Genomic DNA, 21,076 nt, shown 5'->3' with positions numbered 1-21,076 from the left:
GCCCTCTTTCGCTCTGTTGAAATCAGGATTGAATTCCTGTCAACCTTCTCTCCTCATCGCGGCCTTTCCGTAGCCCGTGGTGGCCTGGGAAAGAATCCGCTCGTGCGCTGCCGGTAGGCGGCGTAGCCGGGCCGGTCCGCCATGTGCCGTTCGAGCAGCGCCTTGCCGCTGCCCCGCGTCAGCAGATACGTCATCACCAGGGGAGCGACGACGGTGGCGGCAGCCGCCACGGGCGCTTCGCACGTGATCAGGAACAGGCCCCACCAGACGCAGAAGTCACCGAAGTAGTTGGGATGGCGCGTCCAGGACCAGAGGCCGCGGTCCATGAGGCGGCCCTTGTTGGCCGGGTCCGCCTTGAACCGGGCGAGCTGGTGGTCCCCGACCGTCTCGAAGGTCAGACCGACCAGCCACAGGAGCCCTCCGGCGGCGGCGAGCGCACCCGTCGGTCCTTCGATGTAGGCGGCGGCCTGCACGGGCAGGGACACCAGCCAGACCAGACCCCCTTGCAACAGGTAGACCATGCGCAGGGCGTACGCGGCGCGGTTGCCCGGAGCCTTGGACAGCAGCCGCTCGTAGCGCGGGTCTTCGCCGTGGCCCCGCCCGCGCCAGGCGATGTGCCCCGCGAGCCGCAGGCCCCACACCACCGTCAGAGCCGTCACCAGCAGCCGCCGCCCCTCGTCACCGTGACCCGCCGAGAGGGCGTACGTCATGAGGGCGACGGCGGCGAAAGCGACCCCCCAGGCGATGTCCACGACGCGGTGCAGACCACGATGCAGCGCGAGCGCGAAGGTGGCCAGGAGCACGGCCAGGGCGGTGAGCGCGGCGAAGCCGAGATTGACGCCGAACGCGCCCCAGGCGAAGCCGTTCACGACGCGACCTCCCCGCGGTGCGAGACAGCCGTCTTTCCGGTCAGCTGGATCTGGTGGACGTCGAGGTAGCCGGAGCGGAATCCGGCCTCCGAGTAGGCGAGATAGAAGTCCCACATGCGCCGGAAGGTGGCGTCGAAGCCCAAGTCCCCGACCTCGGCGCCCTGTTGGGCGAAGCGCTCGCGCCACAGCCTCAGCGTCTGCGCGTAGTGCGCGCCGAATCCTTCACATGCGGCGACTCGCAGCCCGGTGTGGGCGCGCGCGGTCTCCTCGATGGCGTGGACGGAGGGCAGTTGCCCGCCGGGGAAGATGTACTTCTGCACCCAGGTGTAGGTGTCACGCCCCGCGAGCATGCGGTCGTGCGGCATGGTGATCGCCTGGAGCGCCACCTTGCCGCCCGGCACAAGGAGGGCGTCCAGGGTGCGGAAGAAGGTGGGCCAGTACTCCGCGCCGACCGCCTCGATCATCTCCACGCTCGCGATCGCGTCGTATCTCCCGCGCACCTGACGGTAGTCGCACAGCTCGATGCGGACGCGGTCCGCGTGTCCCGCGGCCCGCACCCGCTCCAGGGCGAGGTCGCGCTGTTCGGCGGAGAGGGTGACCGAGTGGACGCTCGCTCCACGCGCCGCCGCGCGAACGGCCAGGGCGCCCCAGCCCGTGCCGATCTCCAGCAGCCGCGTACCGGGCCCCACGCCGCACAGGTCGAGCAACCTGTCGATCTTGCGGTGCTGGCCCGCCTCCAGATCGGTCCAGGGCGCGGGCAGGTGCTCGAAGAGCGCGGAGGAGTAGCTCAGGGACTCGTCGAGGAAGAGCCCGAACAGGTCGTTCGACAGGTCGTAGTGGTGCTGGATGTTGGCCCGCGCGCCACTGGGGGTGTTGCGCTGCGCGGCCGGATGCCTGGGCGCCCAGAGGGCACGCAGCCTCTGCAGCGAAGGCGGTACCAGCGTGGCCGCGTGCTCGGCGAGCACGGTGAGCACCGCGACCAGGTCCTCCGCGTCCCACTCGTGAGCCATGTACGACTCGCCGAAGCCGATGAGCCCGTTCGTCGCGACACGCCGCAGGAAGCTGTCGGGATCGTGTACCTCCAACAACGGGCCGCCCTCGCCCCAGTGTTCACCGCCGCCCATCGCCACCCGGAGCGGCAGATTGTTCAAGGCGTGGCGCACGATGATCCGGCCCACCGCCTGCCGCGCCGCGGAGCAGCGCGGGACGGCCACGACATCGGGCCACCGCTCGGCGTCGATCGTGCCCCGTGGACGGGGCACACCGGCCACACCGGGTACACCGGAAACGGACGTACTCACTTCATGCCCTCCTGGGGACGATGCCGGGGTCGTTTCTGCACGGGCAGGCCGCGCAGCCACAACGCGATGCCGTGCCGCCGGATGGCCACGGAAACGGCCAGCGTGGACCAGGGGTGGCGGACGGCCGCCCGCAGCAGCACGCCGGTGGTGGCGGGGCGGCGCTCGCCGCGCACGGTCGCCGTGAACCTGCGCCGCCCGCCCTGGTCGAAGTGCAGGGTGACGCCGAGGCGCTCGCCCGGCGTGGGGAGCCGCATCCGGTACTCGCCCTCGACGGGGAAGAAGGGCGAGACGTAGAACTCCTTGGGCACGTCCGCGCTCTGTGCGGCATCGGGGCTCAGGAGATAGCAGTGGCGCTCGCCGTAGGTGTTGTGCACCTCGGCCACGACGCAGCGCAGCTCCCCATCGGGGCCGTGGCACCAGTACAGGGACAGCGGGTTGAAGACGTATCCGAGGACGCGGGCGTGGGCGAGCATCAGCACGCGGCCGCCGTCCAGCGTGATCCCGTGGGTGGCGAGAAAGGCCTGGAGCCCCGCCTTGATGTCCGTGGTCCCGCCGCCGAAGTGGTCGCGGCCGTTGAACCGGGCCAGCGGACGCAGCGCGAGAGGCAGCCGGGGAGGCTCGTCCAGGTCGATCAGCCACAGGTACGTGCGGTGGGTGAGCCTGTAGTGACGCGGGCTCGTGCGGACGTGGGTGATGACGCTCGGATACAGCGCGGGCACCTGACCGGGGGAGGCGTTCACCAGCGCACCCCCATCGCCAGGGCCGCCTCGACCCCCGAGCGGCAGCCGTCCTCGTGGAAACCCCAACCGTGATAGGCGCCCGCGAAGGTGGTGACGGGACCGTTCAGCGAGGGCAACCGGCGTTGCGCGGCGAGCGACTCCGGGGTGTAGACGGGGTGTTCGTACGCCATCCGGGCAAGCACGCGGTCGGGGCCGACCGTGCTCTCGCCGCCCAGGGTCACCACGTACGTCTCGGGGGCGTCGAGCCGCTGCAGGCGGCTCATGTCGTAGCTGACCCGCACGTTCTCGGTCGTGGCGTCGCACGAAGGGAGCAGATAGTTCCACGAGGCGCGCGCGGCGCGGCTGCGGGGAAGGACCGTGGTGTCGGTGTGCAGAAGGGCGGGATTGGCGGAGTAGCGGAAGGCTCCCAGGATCTCGCGTTCCGCCGTGGACGCGTCCGCAAGGAGACGCAGCGCCTGGTCCGGATGGACGGCGACGACCACGGAGTCGTAGAAATCGGTCGTGCCGTCCTCGGTGGTGACTCTCACGCCGCCGTCGCCTCGGCGCACGGACCGTACCGGCGTAGATGTGTGGACGGTCTGGAGCTGCTTGCCGATCCGCTCCACGTATTCCCGTGAGCCGCCGGCCACGGTGCGCCAGGCGGGAGATCCGGTCACCGTGAGCATCCCGTGGTGGTCCAGGAACCGGAACAGGTAGCGAGCCGGATAGCGCAGCGCCGTACCCGGCGGACAGGACCACACCGCCGACACGAGGGGCACCGCGAAGTGCCGCACGAAGTAGCGGGAGAAGCGGTGACGGGTGAGGAACGCGCCGAACGTTTCGGCGGGGCCCGTGCCGTCCGTGCTGTTCGTGCTCTCTGTCAGGGACTCCGAGGCTCTGCGGTGGAAGCGCGGTATCTCGGCGAGCATGCGCAGGTACGGGCCGCGCAGCGCGTTGCGCGGCTGCGCGAACAGGCCGCGGGGGCCGCGCGCGCCCGCGTATTCGAGACCGCAGCCCTCGCACCGCACGGACATGCTCATCTCCGTCGGGAGCGAGGTGACGGCCAGTTCCCGGAACAGGCGGAGCAGGTTCGGATAGGTGCGGTCGTTGTGCACGATGAAACCGGAGTCCACGCTGCGTGTGCGGCCGTCCGACGCCCAGAGGTCGTGGGTGTGCGCGTGGCCCCCGAGCCGGTCGTCCGCCTCGTAGAGGGTCACATCATGTGCGGATCGCAGGATGTACGCGGCGGTGAGCCCCGCCACCCCTGACCCCACCACCGCGGTACGCCGTCGCTGTTCTCTCATGCCGTCCCATCTCCTCGTCCGGATCCGCCGGACGTGCTCTGAAGATGATTCGGAGCGGGACGCGCCGTGGCTTGGTCAGAAGCGGAACGATCTCCGCGTCACCACGACGTACTGGTGGAGGGAAGCTGATCGGCGATCACGGGAGGCAGCTCGGAGAGGCCCAGAAGCCCGGCCACCGCCCGTCCGGTCAGCGTGTGCCATGCGGTGGCACGTCGCAGCATGGCGTGGTCACTGCCGTCCATCAGCACGCTGGCCGCTTCGGCGCCCGCGGCACGGGCTCGTGCCGCGAAGTCCAGGGAGTCCCTCGGATCGGTCGTACGGTCCCTGTCGCCGTGCAGCAGCACCACGCGACGCCCGCGCAGGTGCGCCACCGGCTCCCCGGTGGGGCACCAGGGGGCCAGGCCGACCACTCCGCGCACCAGCGGGTCCCCGCCGGCCCGCAGTGCGGCGCGGCCCCCCATCGAGTGCCCCACCAGGACGGTCGGCACGTCACCGGGGAGCAACTCCTCCAGCTCACGCAGGGCCCGGCGTGCGTCCTGGGCCGCGTCCTGTCGCTCCCCGTTCCAGCCCCGGTGGCGATAGCGCACCCGCCCGATCAGCACACCGCCTCCCGACGTGGCCCGGCGGATCGCGCCCTCGAAGAGGCGCAGCCGCGCGCCCGGCAGATTCCACGGCGGGGGCGTGGCGGTCCCGTGCTCACTGCCGCCGTGCAGCAGAAGCACGACGGCACGTGGCTCCTGGACCGGTCCTCTCAGCTCCAGGGCCGCGCGGGGGCCATCGCGGAAGGGCACAGGGACTCCTCGACATGTCGGTGACCGGCGGTACGCACCGGACATGACTGATTCGGAGCCGCGCCGGTGCCGGACGGGTCGCCCGACGCGGTCGCCTCTGCCTCTGCCATGGCCGCTCGTCGGCTCCGTCCGATGCCGCTAGGACCTTGCCCTAGTGCACGGGGCGCGAGCCGACCTCCTCCAGGGTCTCACCGTCCTTCAGGTCCGCCCGCACGGTCACGCCGGGTTTCCGGGGAGCCTTGACGGCCAGTGTGCGGCCCCGCTCCGTCACGTCGACGTCACCGGTCACATCGATGCCGGTGACCTCGCGGCTGCCCGCCGCGAGGAGGTAGTGGCGCCCGGAGCCCGCCGTCCAGGGGGTACTGGCCACGATGTGCTGGCCGAACCGGCTGCAGGCAGCGGTCGAGCGTGCCTTTCCGACGACCTTCGCCGGTGCGGTCGCGGACGCCGTGGACGTGCGGAACTGCACCAGGACGTCGCCGGGGCCGCGCCAGGTGGAGGCGCGGGTGCAGGACCACACCGCCTTGCCCCCTCGCTCGGGAAGATCCTGCTCGGCGAAGTCCCATTGATTGACGGATCGCACGCCGCGCCGCCGCATCTCGGGGAGCTGGCATGCGGTGCGGGCCCAACTTCGCAGCGCCGTACCGCTGGTGGCCTCGCGAGGCTGCCGGGGCGGAGCTCCGGTGCCGGGCAGGGGGGTGTAGCTGAGATGTACGGGAGCGATGCCTCCCAGGTCGGTGACGAGGAAGGCGTGCTTCTCCACGATCTTGCTGGAGGAGCGCAGTTGCAGCACCGGCAGGCTGTCGCACGATCCTTTGCCGGGCGACTCCGGGACGGTATCGGTGACACCCTCGTCCGACACGTCGAGCGGACGGCCGGGGGAGTTGGGGGCCAGCAGGTCGCGCGTCTGCGCCTCGGCGATCCAAGGGGCGGTCAGGTAGCGGACCTTGCCCGCCTTGCGGCTGACGACGAGGGCGGCTGCCGTGGTCACGTCGGCCTCGTCGGAACGGGAGATGTCCAGGGACGCGGCGCTCGACGAGGAGGGCGGTTCGTCATAGCGGACGACGCGTCGACCGTCGTGGAACAGCACGACCGACTCCTGGCCGATGTCACCCGCGTACAGCAACTGGGTGTTGCCGGGCGGTGGTTCGGCGCTGGTGCCCCTGACGACGCTGACCCGGGTGCCGTGCGGCGGATCGGTCCACGTGGCGAGCGCGCGGGTGAGCAGCGCGTCGTCCCCGATACGTGTGCCTCGTGCCGGCCACGCGGTGAAGTCCACGCGCGAGGTGTCGGCCCAGACGTCACGAGGGGTGTGGACCAACTGGGCGGCGCTGATCGCGGGGTGTACGTCGACTGTGCGCGAGGGCTCGGCCGAGGGTGTGCTACCGACGGTGGTCATCAGTACCGCGCAACAGAGGCCGACGATGCCCGCGGTGAACCAGGCGAGCTGGAACCGGCGTCTGCGGCGCAGCAGATCGGTCGGGCGGGTCTGTACGGAACAGGCGTCGAACTCCCGCGAACGCAGGAGCGCTTCTGCCGCGCCGCCCGCCGCCGCCTCCACATCGCGTGCGGTGCGCAGCACGTGCTTCGGCTGAGGCACACCGGCGGCGGTGAGCAGCTGGATGACCTCGGAGCGGGACAGGCTCTCGAGGTGGAGCAGCACGAACGCCGCACGGGCGGGCGCGGGCACCTCGGAGAGAACCTGCCCCAGCGCGATCTCCTCGCCGCCGCCCGCACGAGGGAAAAGGCGCAGCCCCCAGACCACCGGGAGCATGGGGCGAAGTGTGCGGGGCGGCGGGAGGAAGCCCGGCCAGCCGCGCGGACGGCGGTCATGGGCGAGCGCCGAACGCAGGACGCGCGCTCGCGTGCTCGCCAACGCGGGGTCAGGCGTGCCCTTTCGCGTGCCCCTCCGCTGCTCGGGCACACGGGATATTGATCGCCCGACGCGGAATCCGGGCAGGGCGCGCTGTACCAGAGCGTGGGCGACGAGGACCCGTCTGTGTCTGCTGAGGGTGTGGGGGAGCGTGAGGTAGGCGAGGCGTACGAGTCGGGTGTACTGGTCGACGATGACGGCTTCGACCTGGTCAAGGGCCACCCGCCCGGAGCCCTTCGCCGCGCGCCGTTGTGATGTGCTCATCGATCAAGAAGCCTTCCAAAGGCTGACGACGTTGCGTCCTGACCCGATTCAAACGAGTGAATCGTGCGATGGTCACAGCCGCCGCGTCACCGGCGGGGGCAGCCGCCGAGAGCCGAGAGCCGAGAGCCGAGAGCCGAGAGCCGAGAGCCGAGAGCCGAGAGCCGAGAGCCGAGAGCGGAGGGCGGAAGGCGGAGGTGGCGACGGCAGCGTCCGGGCGGAGGAGGGTGATGCCTCGACACTCCACCGGGATCACCTGCGCCCGTCGCCACCTCCGTGCGTCCGAGCGGGGCCCCTCACAACCCTGTCGGACACCCGTGATTCGTCGGCGACCGCGTGCTGGATTGGCCTGGGACGGATGGGTTACCTCAACGCCGCCCGGGCGTTGACTCGCACGCCCGGCGCCCCGGCGCTCCGCCTCGGCCTCTCCTCCATGCGCGAGAAGCTGAAGCTGGACGAGTGGCGCAGGCCGTGCTGAAGCCCTGCTGAGGCGTGCGGGGGCGTTCCGGAGCGCGCGGAGGACACCGCGTAACCGATGATCTTGCCCTGCGTTGGTCTGCCGGGGCCCCGGCATGTCCGGCCGGGCCATGACGAAGGCTTGAGGGGCATTCATCATGCACGACATCACCAGGAAGATCGCCGCGGGTATCGGCGCCATGGCCGCGGCGTTCGGCTGCGTCATCGTCTCCGGTCCTTCGGCGGCGGCCGACGGCAAGTGGTGCAACAACGCGGTCTGTATCGAGACCTACGACAGCGGCACCTATCTCGGCAGGGTCGAGGTGTCGGTCATCAACACCAACCAGCCGCACCGCATTAGCGCCCGCGTGTGGACCACCAACGGCTGGGGCGCCAACACCAAGGTGGAGGACGTCGACGCGTTCAGGACCTACCGGGACCAGGCCTACCCACAGCGCCACTTCCCCGCGGGCACCCGGCTCTGCGCGGAAGGCTTCCGCGGCGGCGACAGCGTGGGCCTTCCCTGCGTCACCCTCACCGACTGACTTCACCGACTGACTTCACCGACTGACCGCATCGGCTGACCGCGCGGCGGCTCAGCCGTACTGGCGACAGCGGCCGGGAAAGACGGCCTGGACGCGTGCGGTGACGAGGCCGACGGCGGCCCGCGATTCGGTGGCGTCGGGGTCGGACCCGAGCTGAAGGGCCAGGCCTTCGGCCAGGCAGTGGAGTTCGAGTGCGGCGAGGTCCGGGTCGGTGTCGGCCGGGACCTCGCCGCACTCCTTTCCGTTGTGCACGGCTGTGGCGAGCATCGAGCGGATGAGCCGGCCCGTCTCGGCGTGGGACCCGGCCAGGCGGGGGTTGTCGACGGTGCGGCCGAGGAAGGCGAGCACCACCCGGTGTGCCGAACGGCGGCGCGGGTCCACCGGAAGCCATTCCGCGAGCCCCTCGACTACCACGTCACGGATCGGCAGCTCCTGTCGCGTGGCGCGTTCCCCCAGGGCGGCGACCCGGTCGCGGATCTTCTGGACGACGCGTTCGTGGGTGAACAGCAGCATCTCGTCCTTGGTCGGGAAGTAGTGCTGTACATGGCCGACGGAGAAGCCAGCCGTCGCGGCGGTCCGTGCCACGGTGACCCGGTCGAGCCCCTCTTCGGTGACCAGCTTCTGTACGGCGTCGGCGACCTGGATGCGCCTGGCTTGGTGATCGACGACCTTCGGCATGCCGCCAGGGTATCCGCCCGGAACCTTGCGGAAAGTTTTTACCATATGGTCATATGGTAAAAATGTTGGGACGCCGACCAGGGGGTGGCTGCGGACATGGCAGCGGTAGTGGCAATGAAGGCGCGAGAGCGCCAATGGGGTGCGCGATTAGGGCAGTTGACGCGTGCGTTGTTCGTGACGGGCGTGCTGGCGGGAGTTCTGGCGGGCCTCGCGGCGCCCGTCGCTGCCGCCGACGCGGGGGACTGGTCGGAGGTGGACGCGTTCGTCCGCGGCCGACTGGACGCGACGGGCACGCCCGGTGCCGCGCTCGCCGTGATCGAGGACGGCCGCGTCGTGCACCAGCGGGGCTTCGGCGAGGACGGCGGGGGCCGGGCGGTCACGCCCGACACCCCCTTCCTGTGGGGCTCGCTGTCCAAGCCGGTCACCGGCCTCGCCGTGATGCAGCAGGTGGAGGCCGGCCGCGTGGCCCTCGACGCTCCGGTGCGTACCTATCTGCCGTGGTTCCGCCTCGCCGACCCGGACGTGTCCGACCGCATCACCGTCCGGCATTTGCTCACCCACACCAGCGGCATCCCCACCTCCGCGTCCGGCGAGATCGGGGACCGCTACGACAACGCGCCCGGTGCCCTCGCCGAAGCGGCCCGCGACCTGGCGCGGATCGAGCCCGCCGACCGGCCCGGCGGCTCCTACGCCTACTCCAGCGCCGGTTACGCCGTACTCGGAGCGCTGGTCGAAGAGGTGTCCGGGCGGCCGTTCGGCACCTACCTGAACGAGAAGATCCTCGACCCGCTCGGAATGGAGCACGCCGTCGCCACCGAGCGGGACTTCGTACGCGAGCGGGTGGCGCCCGGCCACCGCTCCGTCTTCGGCACCCCTGTCCCGTTCGACGCGCCCTACGACACATCGGGCGTCCCGTACGGCCATGTGGGCGGCAGCGTGCGGGACTTGGCCGCATTCGCCATGGCCGAGCTTGGCGGAGGGCAGCTGAACGGCCGCCGGGTCCTTTCGGCGGAGGGGATCGCCGACACCCAGCGCGGGCACGTCGACAGCAGCGCCGACCGCTACGGCCTCGGCTGGTCGGTCGGCACGCTCAAGGGCACGGGCGAACGCATGGTCTGGCACGACGGGGCTCTGCCCGGTTTCCAGGCCATGGTGGTCATGCTGCCCGAAAGCGACCGGGCCGTGATCGTTCTGCAGAACGCCTACCACCAGCTGCGGGCCAAGGAGTTCGGTGACGCCGCGATCGGGACGGCGCAACTGCTCTCCGGCGAGGACCCCCGCACTACGCCCGTCGACGGGTTCGCCGTCGCCCTGCCCTGGGCCACGGCAGGCCTCGCCGGAGTGCTGCTGCTGAGCGTGGCCGCCCCGGCCCTGCGCCGCATGCCCGGACGGCGTGCCGCGGTCCGGGCCCGCTCACAGCGCAGGATTGTCGTCACCACCCTCACATCGGTCACCGCGGCCCTTGGCGTCGCGGCGCTCCTGTGGTGGCTGCCCTCGACCCTCGGCGGTACGCTGCCGATGGCGCTGCTGTGGATGCCCGACGTGGGGTGGGGCCTGGTCGCCGCCATCGCGCTCGCCTTGCTGCTGGCGGTGGAGCGTACGGTTCTCGCGGCCTTGGACCTGCGGCGACGGGGCGGCCGGAGCCATCACCCTTGAGATGGGCGAGGCGATCCTCAGGGGTCAGGGATACTCCCGCTGTCGTACGCACCCTGCGCGAGCTGCTCCTATCGTGAGTCCCGTGACCCCCAGCTCCCGCCCCTGGTGGCGCCGCCTCCCGTGGCCCTTGCCCTCGCAGCTCACGGACCTGGCCGTGGCCGCCGTCGTCGCGCTGCCCACCGGCCTTGACGCGGCGGTCAACGACCCCGGACACCGGCAGGCCGACCGGCTGACCTGGCTGCTGTTCGCTGTGTCCGTCGCGGCTCTCCTGGTGCGCAGCCGGTGGCCGGTCGCCGTCACCGTCGTCACCGGGGCGGCCTGCGCCGGCTGGGCGCTCTACGGGCACATCGGGGAGCTGCTCAATCTGCCGGTGATGGTCGCGCTGTACGCCCTCGCCGTGCGGGGCGACCGGCGTCGCACGCTGCGTACCGCCGTGGTCGCGGCTCTCGTCTCGGGGGTGGTGTCGGTCATCGCGGGCAAAGACGTGGCGCAGCCCCAGGGTGCCCCTCTCCTGGAGATGCTCTGGCCCCTCGTTCCCTTGCTCCTCGGCGAAGTGGTGCGTGGGCGGCAGGAGTTGATGAAGGAGTACGCCGACCGGGCCGAGCGCGCCGAGGCCGACCGGGAGCGGGAGGCGCGGCGCAAGGTCGACCAGGAGAGGGTGCGCATCGCGCGCGAACTGCACGACGTGGTCGCCCACACCGTGTCGGCGATGACCGTGCAGGCGGGCCTCGCCCTGGACGCGCTCGACAGCAGGCCGGATGTGGCACGGACGGCGATGCGGCAGGTACGGACGTCCGGCAAGGAGGCCGTGCGCGAACTGCGGGCCACGGTAGGGGTGTTGAGGGAGGGGCGTCGGGCGGCCTCCGTCGACCCGGCGCCCCGCCTCGCGCAGCTCGGCGAACTGGTGGAGGGCGTGCGCGGCACCGGCCTTCGGGTGACCCTGCACACCGACACCGGTGGCCGGGAGCTGTCGCAGCTGGTGGAGTTGGCGGCGTACCGCATCGTCCAGGAGGCGCTGACCAACGTGATCAAGCATGCGGATGCGCGGCACGTGGCGGTGTCGGTGGCCGCGACGGGCGACCGGCTCGCCGTGGAGGTCACCGACGACGGGGCGGCGACCGCAGTGACTGACGGGACCTCTGCGGCCACGGGGGAGGGGGAGGGGTACGGCCTGATCGGCATGCGGGAGCGGGCCACCGCGGTGGGCGGTGGGCTCGAAGCGGGTCCGGTGCCGGGTGGTGGGTGGCAGGTGCGTGCCGTGATTCCCGTCGGGGAGGGCACGGCGTGAGCGCCCGGACCGGGGTGCTGCCGGCAGGCGGCCATATAGTCGGCCAGACGCAGGCCGTCGCGGTGAGCGGCCGTCTTGAAGCGGGTCCGGTGAAGGGGCGGGCGCGTGGGGTGATTCCTGTTGAGGAGGAGGCGGAGGCGGCATGAGCGTTCGGATCGAGGAGGGCACGGCGTGAGCGACCGGAGTGAGGGCCCGGGGTATGAGCGACCGGAGTGAGGGGACCGCGGTATGAGCGACCGGATCAGGGTGTTGCTCGCCGACGATCAGACCGTCGTCCGCGCGGGCTTTCGCGCCCTGCTCGACCTCACCGACGACCTTGCGGTGGTCGGCGAGGCGGCGGACGGCCTCGCGGCGGTGGAGCTGGCCCGCACCACCCGCCCCGACGTCGTCCTCATGGACATCCGCATGCCACGATGCGACGGCCTCGAAGCCACCCGTCGCATCGTGGCCGACCGTGTCCTCGACGCCGTACGCGTGCTGGTCCTGACGACCTTCGAGGCCGACGAGTACGTCTTCGAGGCGCTGCGCTCAGGGGCCGCGGGCTTCCTGCTCAAGGACATCGAACCGGACGACCTGCGCACCGCGATCCGCACCGTCGCCGCCGGGCAGAGCCTCCTGTCACCCGGGGTCACCCGCCGGGTCATCGAGGAGTTCGCCCGGCTCAAGGCGCCCGAGGCCGAGGCGCTGCGGGTCCTTGATCCGCTGACCGACCGGGAGCGCGAGGTGCTCGCGCTGGTCGGCCGCGGCCTGGCGAACGACGAGATCGGCGCCCGTCTCCTCATGTCGCCGCTGACCGCGAAGACGCACGTCAGCCGCGCGATGACGAAGCTCGGGGCGCGGGACAGGGCGCAGTTGGTGGTCCTCGCGTACGAGACCGGCCTGGTGCGCGCGGGCGAGACCTGACCCGGTGGCCGCTACTCCCCAGGGAGTAGCGGCCGACTCCCGTCGGCAGATGTCCGGGGGTACACGCCCTCCGTAGCGTCGACGGCATGATCGAAGCACGGGAACTCACCAAACGGTACGGCGGCAAGGCGGCCGTCGACCGGCTCACTTTCACCGTCCGCCCCGGCCGCGTGACCGGCTTCCTCGGCCCGAACGGCGCCGGAAAGTCGACCACCATGCGCATGATGCTCGGCCTCGACGCACCGAGCGGCGGCGCGGTCACGGTCAACGGGCGGCCCTACGGCCGTCTCGCCGCACCCCTGCGCGAGGTCGGCTCGCTCCTGGACGCCACATCGGTGCACGGCGGGCGCACCGCGCGACAGCACCTCCTGGGCCTGGCCCGCAGCAACGGAATCGGCGGACGCCGTGTCGACGAGGTCCTCGAAGCGGTGGGCCTCACACGCGTCGCCGGGCAGCGGGCCAGAGGCCTCTCCCTGGGCATGGGCCAGCGCCTGGGCATCGCGGCGGCGCTGCTCGGCGACCCCGGCGTGCTCATCCTCGACGAGCCGGTCAACGGCCTGGACACGGAAGGCATCCGCTGGATCCGCGACCTGCTCAAGTCCCTGGCGGCAGACGGCAGGACGGTGTTCCTCTCCAGCCACCTCATGAGCGAGATGGAACTGACAGCCGATCACCTGATCGTGATCGGCCGCGGCCGGCTCCTCGCGGACACGGACATGAGGGACTTCATCGAGACCAACTCCCAGGGCGCCACCCTCCTGCGCATACCCGACGCCGAGGCGCAGCGGATGCGGGCGCTGCTCGAGACGGCGGGGGCGTCCGTACGCCTGGACGCGCGCGGCGGATGGCGGGTCGGCGGCCTGACGCCCGCCGAGATCGGCGAACTGGCCCGCACGCAAGGCCTGGCGATCCATGAACTCACCCCGGTCTTCTCCTCCTTGGAGGAGGTCTACACCGACATGACGCGGGCCTCGGTGGAGTACCGGGGCACCGCGGCGGCGACGTACGAATCCGAGGCGAAGGAGCCGGTCCGATGACGATGACGATGACGGCCAAAGTGACAGCGAGCCCGGCCGCCCCCGGCTTCCGCGAAGCCCTGGCCTTCGAGTGGACCAAGTTCGCAGGCCTGCGCTCCACGCGCTGGACCCTCCTGACGACCGGCGCACTGACCGTTGTCGGCGCGGTGTTCGTCGCCCTGAGCGGCAGCCTGCAAGCCGACGACACAGTGCTCGGCGGCAGCCTCACCCTCAGCGTCGTCTCGCTGATGGTCGCGGGCGCGGTGGGCGCCCTGACCGTGTGCGGCGAGTACACGAGCGGCACCATCGCCACCACCCTCACCGCCGTACCGCGCCGCGGCCGTGTGCTCGCCGCGAAGGCGACCCTGCTCGCCTGCCTCCTGTACGTCACCGGGCTCGTCGCCTGCACGGCGGCGTATCTCCTGGGCGGCGCGGTCCTGGAGGACGGCAAGTACGCCCGGGGCGAGCCGCTGCCCGCGCTGTTCGGCATCGCCGCGCTCTTCGCGCTCGTCGGACTCCTCGGCCTCGCGGTCGGCACCCTCCTGAAGCACTCGGCTGGGGCCGTGGTCACCGTGGTCGGCGTCCTGCTGCTGCCATCCCTGTTCGGCCCGCTGCTCGGTGATCTACAGCGCTGGGTCTCCGGGGCGACGCCTACGGCCGCCCTGGAGAAACTCACGCAGACCTCGGACGCGAGCCCGGAGACGGTCGGCAGCCTCGGCGCCTGGCCCTCGCTCGGCCTGGTCGCCGCGTACACCCTGCTGCTCCTCGGCCTGGCCGCGTGGCGCCTGCGCCGACGCGACGTATGACATCCCGGCCTCGTACGGCATCCCGGCATCCCAGCATCTCGGTATTTTGCGATTCTTTTACAGTGGGTGTAGAAGTTAGCCTTACTTCTACACCCACTGTCGCTCTACGGTCGGGGCGTCACGTCCGGCGTGGCGAGATGCACCGGCCGCGTCGAGAATGACCGGCACGCCCCTTCACCGGAACGGAGCCACTGTTGCTGTCCGCCGTACTCGGTCTGCTCGCCGTTCTCGTCCTGACCGCGGGCACCGGCTACTTCGTCGCGCAGGAGTTCGCGTACGTGGCCGCGGACCGCCTCGCGCTCGCCCGCGAGGCACAGGCGGGCGACCGGCGGGCGGCCCGCGCCGTGCAGGTCCTCGAGCGGCTCTCGTTCATGCTGTCGGGCGCCCAGCTGGGCATCACCGTCACCGGTCTGGTCGTCGGCTTCCTCGCCGAGCCGTCCGTGTCCGGGCTCGTGAAGCCCGCCCTGGACGGCACCGGCCTCTCGGACGGAGTCGTCTCCGCCCTCTCCGTGGTCCTCGGCTTCGTCGTCGCCACCGTGCTCCAGATGGTCCTCGGCGAGCTCGCCCCCAAGAATCTCGCGCTCGCCGTCCCCGAGCGGCTCGCGAAGTCCCTGGCCGCCTCGACGCTGGCGTATCTGAAGGTCGTCGGACCCGTGGTCCGTGTCTTCGACAGTGCGGCCAACAGGCTGCTGCGCCGGATCGGCATCGAGCCCGTCGAGGAGCTGCACCACGGCGCCACCCTCGAAGAGCTCAGCCACCTCATCGGCGAGTCCCACGAGCACGGCCAGCTGCCGCGCGAGAGCGCCGAACTCCTCGACCACGCCCTGGAGTTCTCCGAGCGCACGCTGAGCGAGGTGATGGTGCCGCGTGCGGACGTCACCTTCGTGCGCAAGGACGCCACGGCGGACGAGGCGGTGCGGCTCATCGCCGGGCACGGGCACTCGAACTACCCCGTCATGGGTGACCATCCGGACGATGTCGCGGGCGTCCTCGGGGTGCGCGAGCTGATGCGGCTGCCCACAGGCCGCTTCGACCGCACCACGGCGGGCGAACAGGCCCGCCGCCCCCTGCTGTTGCCCGACACCCTGCCGCTGCCGGGCGCGGTGGCGCAGATGCGCGAGCGGGACGACGAGTTCGCGGTCGTCCTCGACGAGCACGGAGGTGTGGCGGGCATCGTGACGTACGAGGACATCGCCGAGGAACTCGTCGGGGACATCGCCGACGAGACCGACACCGTCGTCGCGCTCGCGGTCGCGGACGGCGGCGGCTGGTTCGTCGACGCGGGGCGGCGTCTGGACGAGGTGGCCGACGCGACCGGCATCGACCTGCCCGAGGAGGACGACTACGACACCGTGGCCGGGCTCATCGTGGACCGGCTCGGCCGCTTCCCGGCCATCGGCGACCGCCTGACCGTGGAGCTGTCCGACGGCGGCCGCGTCGCCGTCGCCGTACTCGGTCTGGACCGCCACGTACCGGAGCGCGTACGGATCGAGCGCCTGCCTGCCGCGCACGTGCCGGCCGCTGAGGAGACCTCCGAGGAGACCACCGCATGAGCTTCCCGCTGGCCCTCTTCGTCACCGTCCTGCTGCTGATCGCCAGCGGCTTCTTCGTTGCCGCGGAGTTCGCCCTTGTCGCCGCCAAACGGCACCGCATGGAGCGCGCGGTGGCCGCAGGGCAGCGCGGCGCCAAGTCCGCGCTCGCGGGCATGCGGGAGCTGTCCCTGATGCTCGCAGGGGCCCAACTCGGCATCACCGTCTGCACTCTGGGTCTCGGCTCGGTCTCCAAGCCCGCCATCTCGCACGAACTCGACCCGCTCCTCGCGAAGCTGGGCCTGCCCGCCGGAGTCAGCTACGGCATCGCCTTCGCGCTCGCCATGGTCGTCGTGGTGTTCCTGCACATGGTCCTCGGTGAAATGGCACCCAAGTCCTGGGCCATCGCCCACCCCGAGCGCTCCGCGATGCTGCTCACCCCGCCCTTCCGCGCCGTGGTCAAGGTCGTACGCCCGCTGCTCACCGTCCTCAACAAGGTCAGCAACGCGCTCGTCCGCCTGGGCAAGGTCACCCCGCGCGACGAGCTCACCTCGGTGCACAATCGCGAGCAACTCGCGCACCTGGTCCAGGAGTCGTGGCGGCTCGGCCTGATCAGCGAGGCCGACTCCGGCCTCATCACCACCTCGCTCACCGCGCCACTGACCCCGGTCGGTGACCTCCAGACCGCGGCCGCGCAGATCACGTCCGTCCCGGCCGACGCCAGCATCGACGATGTCCTTGAGGTGGCCGCGGCGAGCGACCGCACCCGGCTGCTCGTCAGGGACGGTGCCACCGTCCTCGGCTCGGTGCACGCGCGTGACGCCCTGGTGGCCCGCGCCCGCAGCCGCGCCCTGACCGCCCGCGAACTGGCCCGCCCCGTACCGGAACTCGCCGCCGACGACACCGTCGCGCACGCCGTCGAGGAACTGCGCCGCCGCCGCGCATCGCTCGCCGTGCTCTGCGACGAATCGGGCCGTCTCACCGGCCTGGTCAGCCTGGACGATCTGCTCGCCCGCCTCATGGAACCGCGGCAGGCGGTCTGATGGCCACCCGGTTCCGCCCCTCCGGGCGGGAAAAAGCCACTCGGAACGGGGATATACGTGTGTCGTGTTCTGTGGCTACTGTGCTCGCAATGTCCCGTGCCGACGTAGTCACGCGCCGTCACCCGGCACCCCGCACGAGCGCGGCGCCGCGATGAAGTTCCGAAGACCGCCTCCTCCCTGCCCGCAGGCGGTCACCTACCGGTGGGCCCCGGCGACGGTGGCGGCGGGCTGCCAGGTCATCACGCTCCTGGACGGCAAGGGCCACGACATCGGGCACCTCGACTACCAGGTGTGCCATGTGTGCGGCGCCGCCCACGTCAACACGATCGCGATCGCCGGGCCCTGGCAGGGGATGGGCCTGGGGCGCGAAGCACTCCACCGCGCCACGGACCCCTGGTCCGCGTACGCGTGGAGCACTTCCCGGCAGTCCGCGGGCGGCCGGAAGTTCTTCGCCGCGATGGCGGAGGAGACAGGCATGGACTTCGTGCCGGGAGCCGTGGGGTGCCGTCACATCACCGCGTCGCCACCGGGATCCAGATCCGGCGGGGTGCTTGGTCGTCAGGAATGAACGGCCGCTGACCGGGGCACTCGGAGACCGGGCGCGCACCACGCGCCCACGTTTCTGGGAGGACACGATGACGTTGTCTCGGGTGTACACGCGAGGCCGGACCAAGAAGGCCGCGGTCCGTCGCTCGGCGGAGAAGGAATCGCTGACAGCGGCGGGCAGGGCCGGCTTCGTCGCCCGCGGTGTCGTCTACGTCCTCATCGGCGCGCTCGCCCTGCGCATCGCCCTCGGCGGCAGCGGCGAACAGGCCGACAGACAGGGCGCGTTGGCCCAGGTCGCCGAGCAGCCCTTCGGTGAGGTGATGCTGTGGGCGCTGGCCGTCGGGTTCGGCTGCATGGCGCTGTGGCGGGGCTCCCGCGCGGTGGGGAGGCGGGGGCCCCGCCGCAAGGCCCCCTCTCGGGCCCTCGACGGCGGCAGGGCGGTCTTCTACGCCTTCGTCTGCTGGGCGACCGCCACATACGCGGCCGGCGGGAGTCAGGGCTCGAGCGGCGACGCCAAGTCGCAGGGCTGGACGGCGTCCACGCTGGAACTCCCCTACGGCCGCCACCTGGTGGGCGCCGCGGGGGCCGTGCTGATCGGCGTCGGCGTGGTGCTCGCTGTTCGGGCGATGATGCGCCGCTTCTTGCGCCAGTTGGACCTCGGTTCCCTCAAGGGCCGCACGCGGCAGGTCGTCACCGCCCTCGGCGTGACCGGTGGTGTCGCACGCGGCGCGGTGTTCGCCGCCGCGGGTGTCTTCATCCTGACGGCGGCCGTCCAGGCCGACCCCGACGAGGCCAAGGGCGTGGACGCGACGCTCCGCAGCTTCTCGCACACCCCCGTCGGCCCCTGGCTCCTGGCCGCCGTCGCGGCCGGGCTCATCCTCTTCGGGGTGTTCTCCTTCGCCTCCGCGCGCTGGCGGCGTCTGTGAACGCGTGCCGCCTGCCGCCTGCCGCCTAGGCGAACGAGGGCATCTCGCCCTCCGTGGTGGTCAGATCGACGACGCTGAAGGTGGCATCCTGCTGGTCGGTGACCGTGGCGAAGCGGCCGAAGGGGCTGTCCATCGGGCCGAAGAGCAGCCGGCCGCCGAGCTTGGTGACGGTGACGATCGCGGCATCGCAGTTGTCCACGGCGAAGTGCACGTTGAGATACGGCGGCATGTCCGGCGGGAAGTCCTCGGTCATCTTGAGCCGGCCGAGCACCGGCCGGCCGCCGACCTTGAAGACGCCGTAGTCCACGTCGTCGACGTCCATCGTCTCCACCTCGAAGGGGAACACGGAGGGCAGGAACGCGTCCGTCGCCGCAGGGTCCCGCGTGGTGAGCTCCGCCCAGCAGTACGCACCGGCCTCGCCGGTCTTCTCGAAGCCCTGGTGGGTGCCCGGCTGCCAGACGCCGAAGTGCGCGCCGCTCGGCTCCTGGGCCGTCACCATGGTGCCGAACTCACCGACCGGCATCGGCTCCATGGCCAGGGTCCCGCCGTTGTCGCGGATCTTCGCGGCCGTCGCGGCGGCGTCGGGCGAGGCGAAGTAGAGGTTCCAGGCGGCCGGGCCTTCCACGCCCGGCATCTGCGGGGCGACCGCGGCCACGGCCCTGCCGTCCGAGCGCGCCTGCGCATAGCCGCCGAACTCCTCCGAGCCGGAGTCGAACGTCCAGCCGAGCAGCTCGCCGTAGAAGCTCTTCGCGGCCGCCACGTCGGGGAACATCGCGTCCGCCCAGCAGGGCGTGCCTTCCGGGTACGCGGACATCGCGAGGCCTCCTTCTGAGGACTCCCGAGCGACTTGCGGGGGATTCCTGTCGATTTCACGCTATTCGAACGGAGGCGTCCGCGCCCGTCGGGCCCCGCACCGCCGGTCGCCACGCGTGTGCTCCATGCTCACTGCGCGCCGAAGTTCTGCGTCCACCAGGGGCCGCCGCTGCCCTGCCGGTAGCCGATGCCGATCTCCTTGAAGGAACAGTTGAGGATGTTGGCCTTGTGGCCGGAGCTGTTCATCCACGAGTCCATGACGGCGGCCGGGGTGCGCTGGCCCGCGGCGATGTTCTCGCCGTAGGTGGTCCACTTGTAGCCCGCTGCCGTGACCCGGTCGCCGGGATCCTTGCCGTCGGGGTTGGTGTGGTCGAAGAAGTCGCGCTCCGCCATGTCCTCGGAGTGGCCCTGCGCCGCTTTGCCCAGCTTGCTGTTGAGGGTCAGCGGGCCGCAGCCGCTCTTGGAGCGCTCGGCGTTGACCAGCCGGGTGACCTCCGCGCTGTACGAGTTGCCCGCCGGGGCCTGTGGGGCCTTGGGCGCGCTGCTCGAGCGGGTGGGCTTCGGGGTCGCCTCGGGCTTCGGCGCCTTTGTCCTCGTCTTCGACGGCGTGGGCTTGGGGGACGGCTTCCGTGTCCGGCTGGGGGAGGCGGAGGGGGACTTGCCGGCCTTGGGGGCCTTGGTGGTCGGAGCCGCCGAGGAGGGCGACTGCGAGGCGGTGAGCGGCTCTGCCTCGGTCTGTACGTCGTCCGAGGGGCGGGTCGCCGAGTAGATGACCCCGGTCGCGACAACGAGCACGGCGACGCCCGCGGCCGCTGTGCGGCCTTTGCGCGGCGTCCGACGGCGCTTGGCCGCGTGTCTCGCCGGTGCGCTCCGGGAGCCGGATATCTCGTACGTGTTCCCCGCCGTGGTGTGCGCGTCGGTCGCCGTGTGCGGTGAGTCGGCCGCAAGGTGGTGTGCGTCGGCCGCGCTCACCGCGCGTATCGCACCGGGGGCGGCCAGCGCGGCGGTCGGCGGCACCAGGGCGACGCCCACAAGGAGACGCTCGGCGAGCACCAGGCCCGCGCCGTGGCCCGAGCACATCGCGCAGTCACGGACGTGCCGGGCCAGGCGCTTGCGCCAGAGGCCGGAAGGGGTGCCGTCCCACGGGGCCACCACGTCGCTCAGATCCGGGCACCGGGGCGTCGCGGCCAGCGCGCGGACCACGATCCGGGCCGTCTCCAGCTGGGTCTTCATCCGCTGCACCCGGACCGTGGCGTGCTGCGTCGGCAGCTCCATGGCGGACGCGACCTCTGCCCGGGTGAGCTCGCCGGAGACCTCGAGCCACCACAGCGACAGGAGCGCGCGGTCGTCGGTGTCCAGCCAGCGGGTGGCCTCTGCCACCTCCCGGCGCTGCCCCACCAGGCCGAGCCGGATGATGGTCAGGTCGACGAAGTCCGCACCGGGGTCCACGACGTCGTGCGCCTCGTGGAGCGGGCTCGGGCTCTTCTGCCCGGACGCACGCTGCTGCCAGTGCCTGCGGATCTCGTTCATGGCGATGGCCACGAGCCAGGACCGGAAGCTCGCCGGGTCGCGGAGCGACGACAGGCCGGCGAGCGCCCGCAGCATGGTCTCCTGCACCACGTCGTCGACGTCGGCGTGGCCGTCGAGCGCCCGCCCGACGATGTTGTAGACCAGCGGCAGGTATCCGGCCACCAGGTCGTCCCTCGCTCGTCTCCCGTGGCGTCGAGGACCGGATCCTGCCCACCGTCCGCGA

At 71.6% G+C, this 21,076-nt stretch carries 19 protein-coding genes; 10 read left to right on the top strand and 9 right to left on the bottom strand.

Translation table 11 applies throughout. From position 1 onward, the window contains the following. Window positions 1-53: 53 nt before the first annotated feature. The 6 genes from ACFQ7F_RS22310 to ACFQ7F_RS22285 form a co-directional block, all read right to left on the bottom strand. Complete coding sequence (locus tag ACFQ7F_RS22310) at window positions 54-869, bottom strand: DUF1295 domain-containing protein (RefSeq protein ID WP_383273006.1); 816 nt, start codon at window positions 867-869, stop codon at window positions 54-56. Then, complete coding sequence (locus ACFQ7F_RS22305) at window positions 866-2,170, bottom strand: class I SAM-dependent methyltransferase (RefSeq protein ID WP_383273004.1); 1,305 nt, start codon at window positions 2,168-2,170, stop codon at window positions 866-868. Before ACFQ7F_RS22305 ends, ACFQ7F_RS22310 begins: the two co-directional genes overlap by 4 nt. After that, entirely contained in the window at window positions 2,167-2,910 is a 744-nt protein-coding gene (locus tag ACFQ7F_RS22300) for a DUF1365 domain-containing protein (protein WP_383273002.1), read from the bottom strand. Before ACFQ7F_RS22300 ends, ACFQ7F_RS22305 begins: the two co-directional genes overlap by 4 nt. Then, on the bottom strand, window positions 2,907-4,193 hold the full coding sequence (locus ACFQ7F_RS22295; RefSeq protein WP_383273000.1) for an NAD(P)/FAD-dependent oxidoreductase: 1,287 nt from the start codon (window positions 4,191-4,193) through the stop codon (window positions 2,907-2,909). Before ACFQ7F_RS22295 ends, ACFQ7F_RS22300 begins: the two co-directional genes overlap by 4 nt. A 98-nt stretch (window positions 4,194-4,291) precedes the next feature. After that, a complete protein-coding gene (locus tag ACFQ7F_RS22290) occupies window positions 4,292-4,984 on the bottom strand; it encodes an alpha/beta hydrolase (protein WP_383272998.1) in 693 nt (230 codons plus the stop codon). 151 nt (window positions 4,985-5,135) lie between these two features. Beyond that, window positions 5,136-7,121: a hypothetical protein gene (locus tag ACFQ7F_RS22285; RefSeq protein ID WP_383272996.1), complete on the bottom strand. Its 1,986-nt coding sequence runs from the start codon at window positions 7,119-7,121 to the stop codon at window positions 5,136-5,138. A gap of 611 nt (window positions 7,122-7,732) precedes the next feature. Between ACFQ7F_RS22285 and ACFQ7F_RS22280 the strand changes: the two genes are divergently transcribed. Then, a complete protein-coding gene (locus tag ACFQ7F_RS22280) occupies window positions 7,733-8,119 on the top strand; it encodes a hypothetical protein (protein WP_383272994.1) in 387 nt (128 codons plus the stop codon). 51 nt (window positions 8,120-8,170) lie between these two features. Here ACFQ7F_RS22280 and ACFQ7F_RS22275 read toward each other — a convergent pair whose 3' ends face one another. Then, a complete protein-coding gene (locus tag ACFQ7F_RS22275; RefSeq protein ID WP_383272992.1) occupies window positions 8,171-8,797 on the bottom strand; it encodes a TetR/AcrR family transcriptional regulator in 627 nt (208 codons plus the stop codon). Window positions 8,798-8,953: 156 nt separating this feature from the next. On the opposite strand from ACFQ7F_RS22275, the gene ACFQ7F_RS22270 reads away from it, so the two are divergent. The 9 genes from ACFQ7F_RS22270 to ACFQ7F_RS22230 all read left to right on the top strand — a co-directional run bounded on the left by ACFQ7F_RS22270 (window position 8,954) and on the right by ACFQ7F_RS22230 (window position 18,510). Further along, a complete protein-coding gene (locus ACFQ7F_RS22270; protein WP_383272990.1) occupies window positions 8,954-10,453 on the top strand; it encodes a serine hydrolase domain-containing protein in 1,500 nt (499 codons plus the stop codon). An 82-nt stretch (window positions 10,454-10,535) separates the two neighbouring features. After that, window positions 10,536-11,741 (top strand): sensor histidine kinase, encoded by a 1,206-nt coding sequence (locus ACFQ7F_RS22265; RefSeq protein WP_383272988.1) that lies wholly within the window; start codon window positions 10,536-10,538, stop codon window positions 11,739-11,741. Window positions 11,742-11,969: 228 nt separating this feature from the next. Continuing rightward, window positions 11,970-12,644, top strand: coding sequence for a response regulator (locus ACFQ7F_RS22260; protein ID WP_383272986.1), 675 nt, complete (start codon window positions 11,970-11,972; stop codon window positions 12,642-12,644). Window positions 12,645-12,730: 86 nt separating this feature from the next. Next, window positions 12,731-13,681 carry an ABC transporter ATP-binding protein gene (locus tag ACFQ7F_RS22255; RefSeq protein ID WP_383272984.1) on the top strand — a complete coding sequence of 317 codons (951 nt, stop codon included), beginning with the start codon at window positions 12,731-12,733 and terminating at the stop codon, window positions 13,679-13,681. Further along, window positions 13,678-14,466 carry an ABC transporter permease subunit gene (locus ACFQ7F_RS22250; protein WP_383272982.1) on the top strand — a complete coding sequence of 263 codons (789 nt, stop codon included), beginning with the start codon at window positions 13,678-13,680 and terminating at the stop codon, window positions 14,464-14,466. Before ACFQ7F_RS22255 ends, ACFQ7F_RS22250 begins: the two co-directional genes overlap by 4 nt. A 197-nt stretch (window positions 14,467-14,663) precedes the next feature. Beyond that, complete coding sequence (locus tag ACFQ7F_RS22245; RefSeq protein WP_383273073.1) at window positions 14,664-16,019, top strand: hemolysin family protein; 1,356 nt, start codon at window positions 14,664-14,666, stop codon at window positions 16,017-16,019. After that, window positions 16,016-17,038, top strand: coding sequence for a hemolysin family protein (locus ACFQ7F_RS22240; RefSeq protein WP_383272980.1), 1,023 nt, complete (start codon window positions 16,016-16,018; stop codon window positions 17,036-17,038). The genes ACFQ7F_RS22245 and ACFQ7F_RS22240 overlap by 4 nt, the downstream gene beginning before the upstream one ends. A 151-nt stretch (window positions 17,039-17,189) precedes the next feature. Beyond that, window positions 17,190-17,606 carry an N-acetyltransferase gene (locus ACFQ7F_RS22235; protein WP_383272979.1) on the top strand — a complete coding sequence of 139 codons (417 nt, stop codon included), beginning with the start codon at window positions 17,190-17,192 and terminating at the stop codon, window positions 17,604-17,606. 67 nt (window positions 17,607-17,673) lie between these two features. Further along, complete coding sequence (locus ACFQ7F_RS22230) at window positions 17,674-18,510, top strand: DUF1206 domain-containing protein (protein WP_383272977.1); 837 nt, start codon at window positions 17,674-17,676, stop codon at window positions 18,508-18,510. A gap of 25 nt (window positions 18,511-18,535) precedes the next feature. Here ACFQ7F_RS22230 and ACFQ7F_RS22225 read toward each other — a convergent pair whose 3' ends face one another. Both ACFQ7F_RS22225 and ACFQ7F_RS22220 read right to left on the bottom strand, forming a co-directional pair. Further along, complete coding sequence (locus ACFQ7F_RS22225) at window positions 18,536-19,324, bottom strand: VOC family protein (RefSeq protein ID WP_383272974.1); 789 nt, start codon at window positions 19,322-19,324, stop codon at window positions 18,536-18,538. A gap of 128 nt (window positions 19,325-19,452) precedes the next feature. Beyond that, complete coding sequence (locus ACFQ7F_RS22220; RefSeq protein WP_383273071.1) at window positions 19,453-21,015, bottom strand: sigma-70 family RNA polymerase sigma factor; 1,563 nt, start codon at window positions 21,013-21,015, stop codon at window positions 19,453-19,455. Window positions 21,016-21,076 lie beyond the last annotated feature (61 nt).

The sequence above is a fragment of the Streptomyces sp. NPDC056486 genome, assembly GCF_042795295.1.
Taxonomy (GTDB): Bacteria; Actinomycetota; Actinomycetes; order Streptomycetales; family Streptomycetaceae; genus Streptomyces.
Note: the sequence above shows the minus strand (reverse complement) of the source record. Positions and strands in the feature narration are given on the sequence as shown.

Coding starts and splice junctions, on each gene's coding strand:
- ACFQ7F_RS22275 (WP_383272992.1), bottom strand. CDS start 8,797: ATGCCGAAGGTCGTCGATCACCAAGCCAGGCGCATCCAGGTCGCCGAC.
- ACFQ7F_RS22250 (WP_383272982.1), top strand. CDS start 13,678: ATGACGATGACGATGACGGCCAAAGTGACAGCGAGCCCGGCCGCCCCC.
- ACFQ7F_RS22260 (WP_383272986.1), top strand. CDS start 11,970: ATGAGCGACCGGATCAGGGTGTTGCTCGCCGACGATCAGACCGTCGTC.
- ACFQ7F_RS22225 (WP_383272974.1), bottom strand. CDS start 19,324: ATGTCCGCGTACCCGGAAGGCACGCCCTGCTGGGCGGACGCGATGTTC.
- ACFQ7F_RS22235 (WP_383272979.1), top strand. CDS start 17,190: ATGAAGTTCCGAAGACCGCCTCCTCCCTGCCCGCAGGCGGTCACCTAC.
- ACFQ7F_RS22230 (WP_383272977.1), top strand. CDS start 17,674: ATGACGTTGTCTCGGGTGTACACGCGAGGCCGGACCAAGAAGGCCGCG.
- ACFQ7F_RS22280 (WP_383272994.1), top strand. CDS start 7,733: ATGCACGACATCACCAGGAAGATCGCCGCGGGTATCGGCGCCATGGCC.
- ACFQ7F_RS22240 (WP_383272980.1), top strand. CDS start 16,016: ATGAGCTTCCCGCTGGCCCTCTTCGTCACCGTCCTGCTGCTGATCGCC.
- ACFQ7F_RS22255 (WP_383272984.1), top strand. CDS start 12,731: ATGATCGAAGCACGGGAACTCACCAAACGGTACGGCGGCAAGGCGGCC.
- ACFQ7F_RS22295 (WP_383273000.1), bottom strand. CDS start 4,193: ATGAGAGAACAGCGACGGCGTACCGCGGTGGTGGGGTCAGGGGTGGCG.
- ACFQ7F_RS22285 (WP_383272996.1), bottom strand. CDS start 7,121: ATGAGCACATCACAACGGCGCGCGGCGAAGGGCTCCGGGCGGGTGGCC.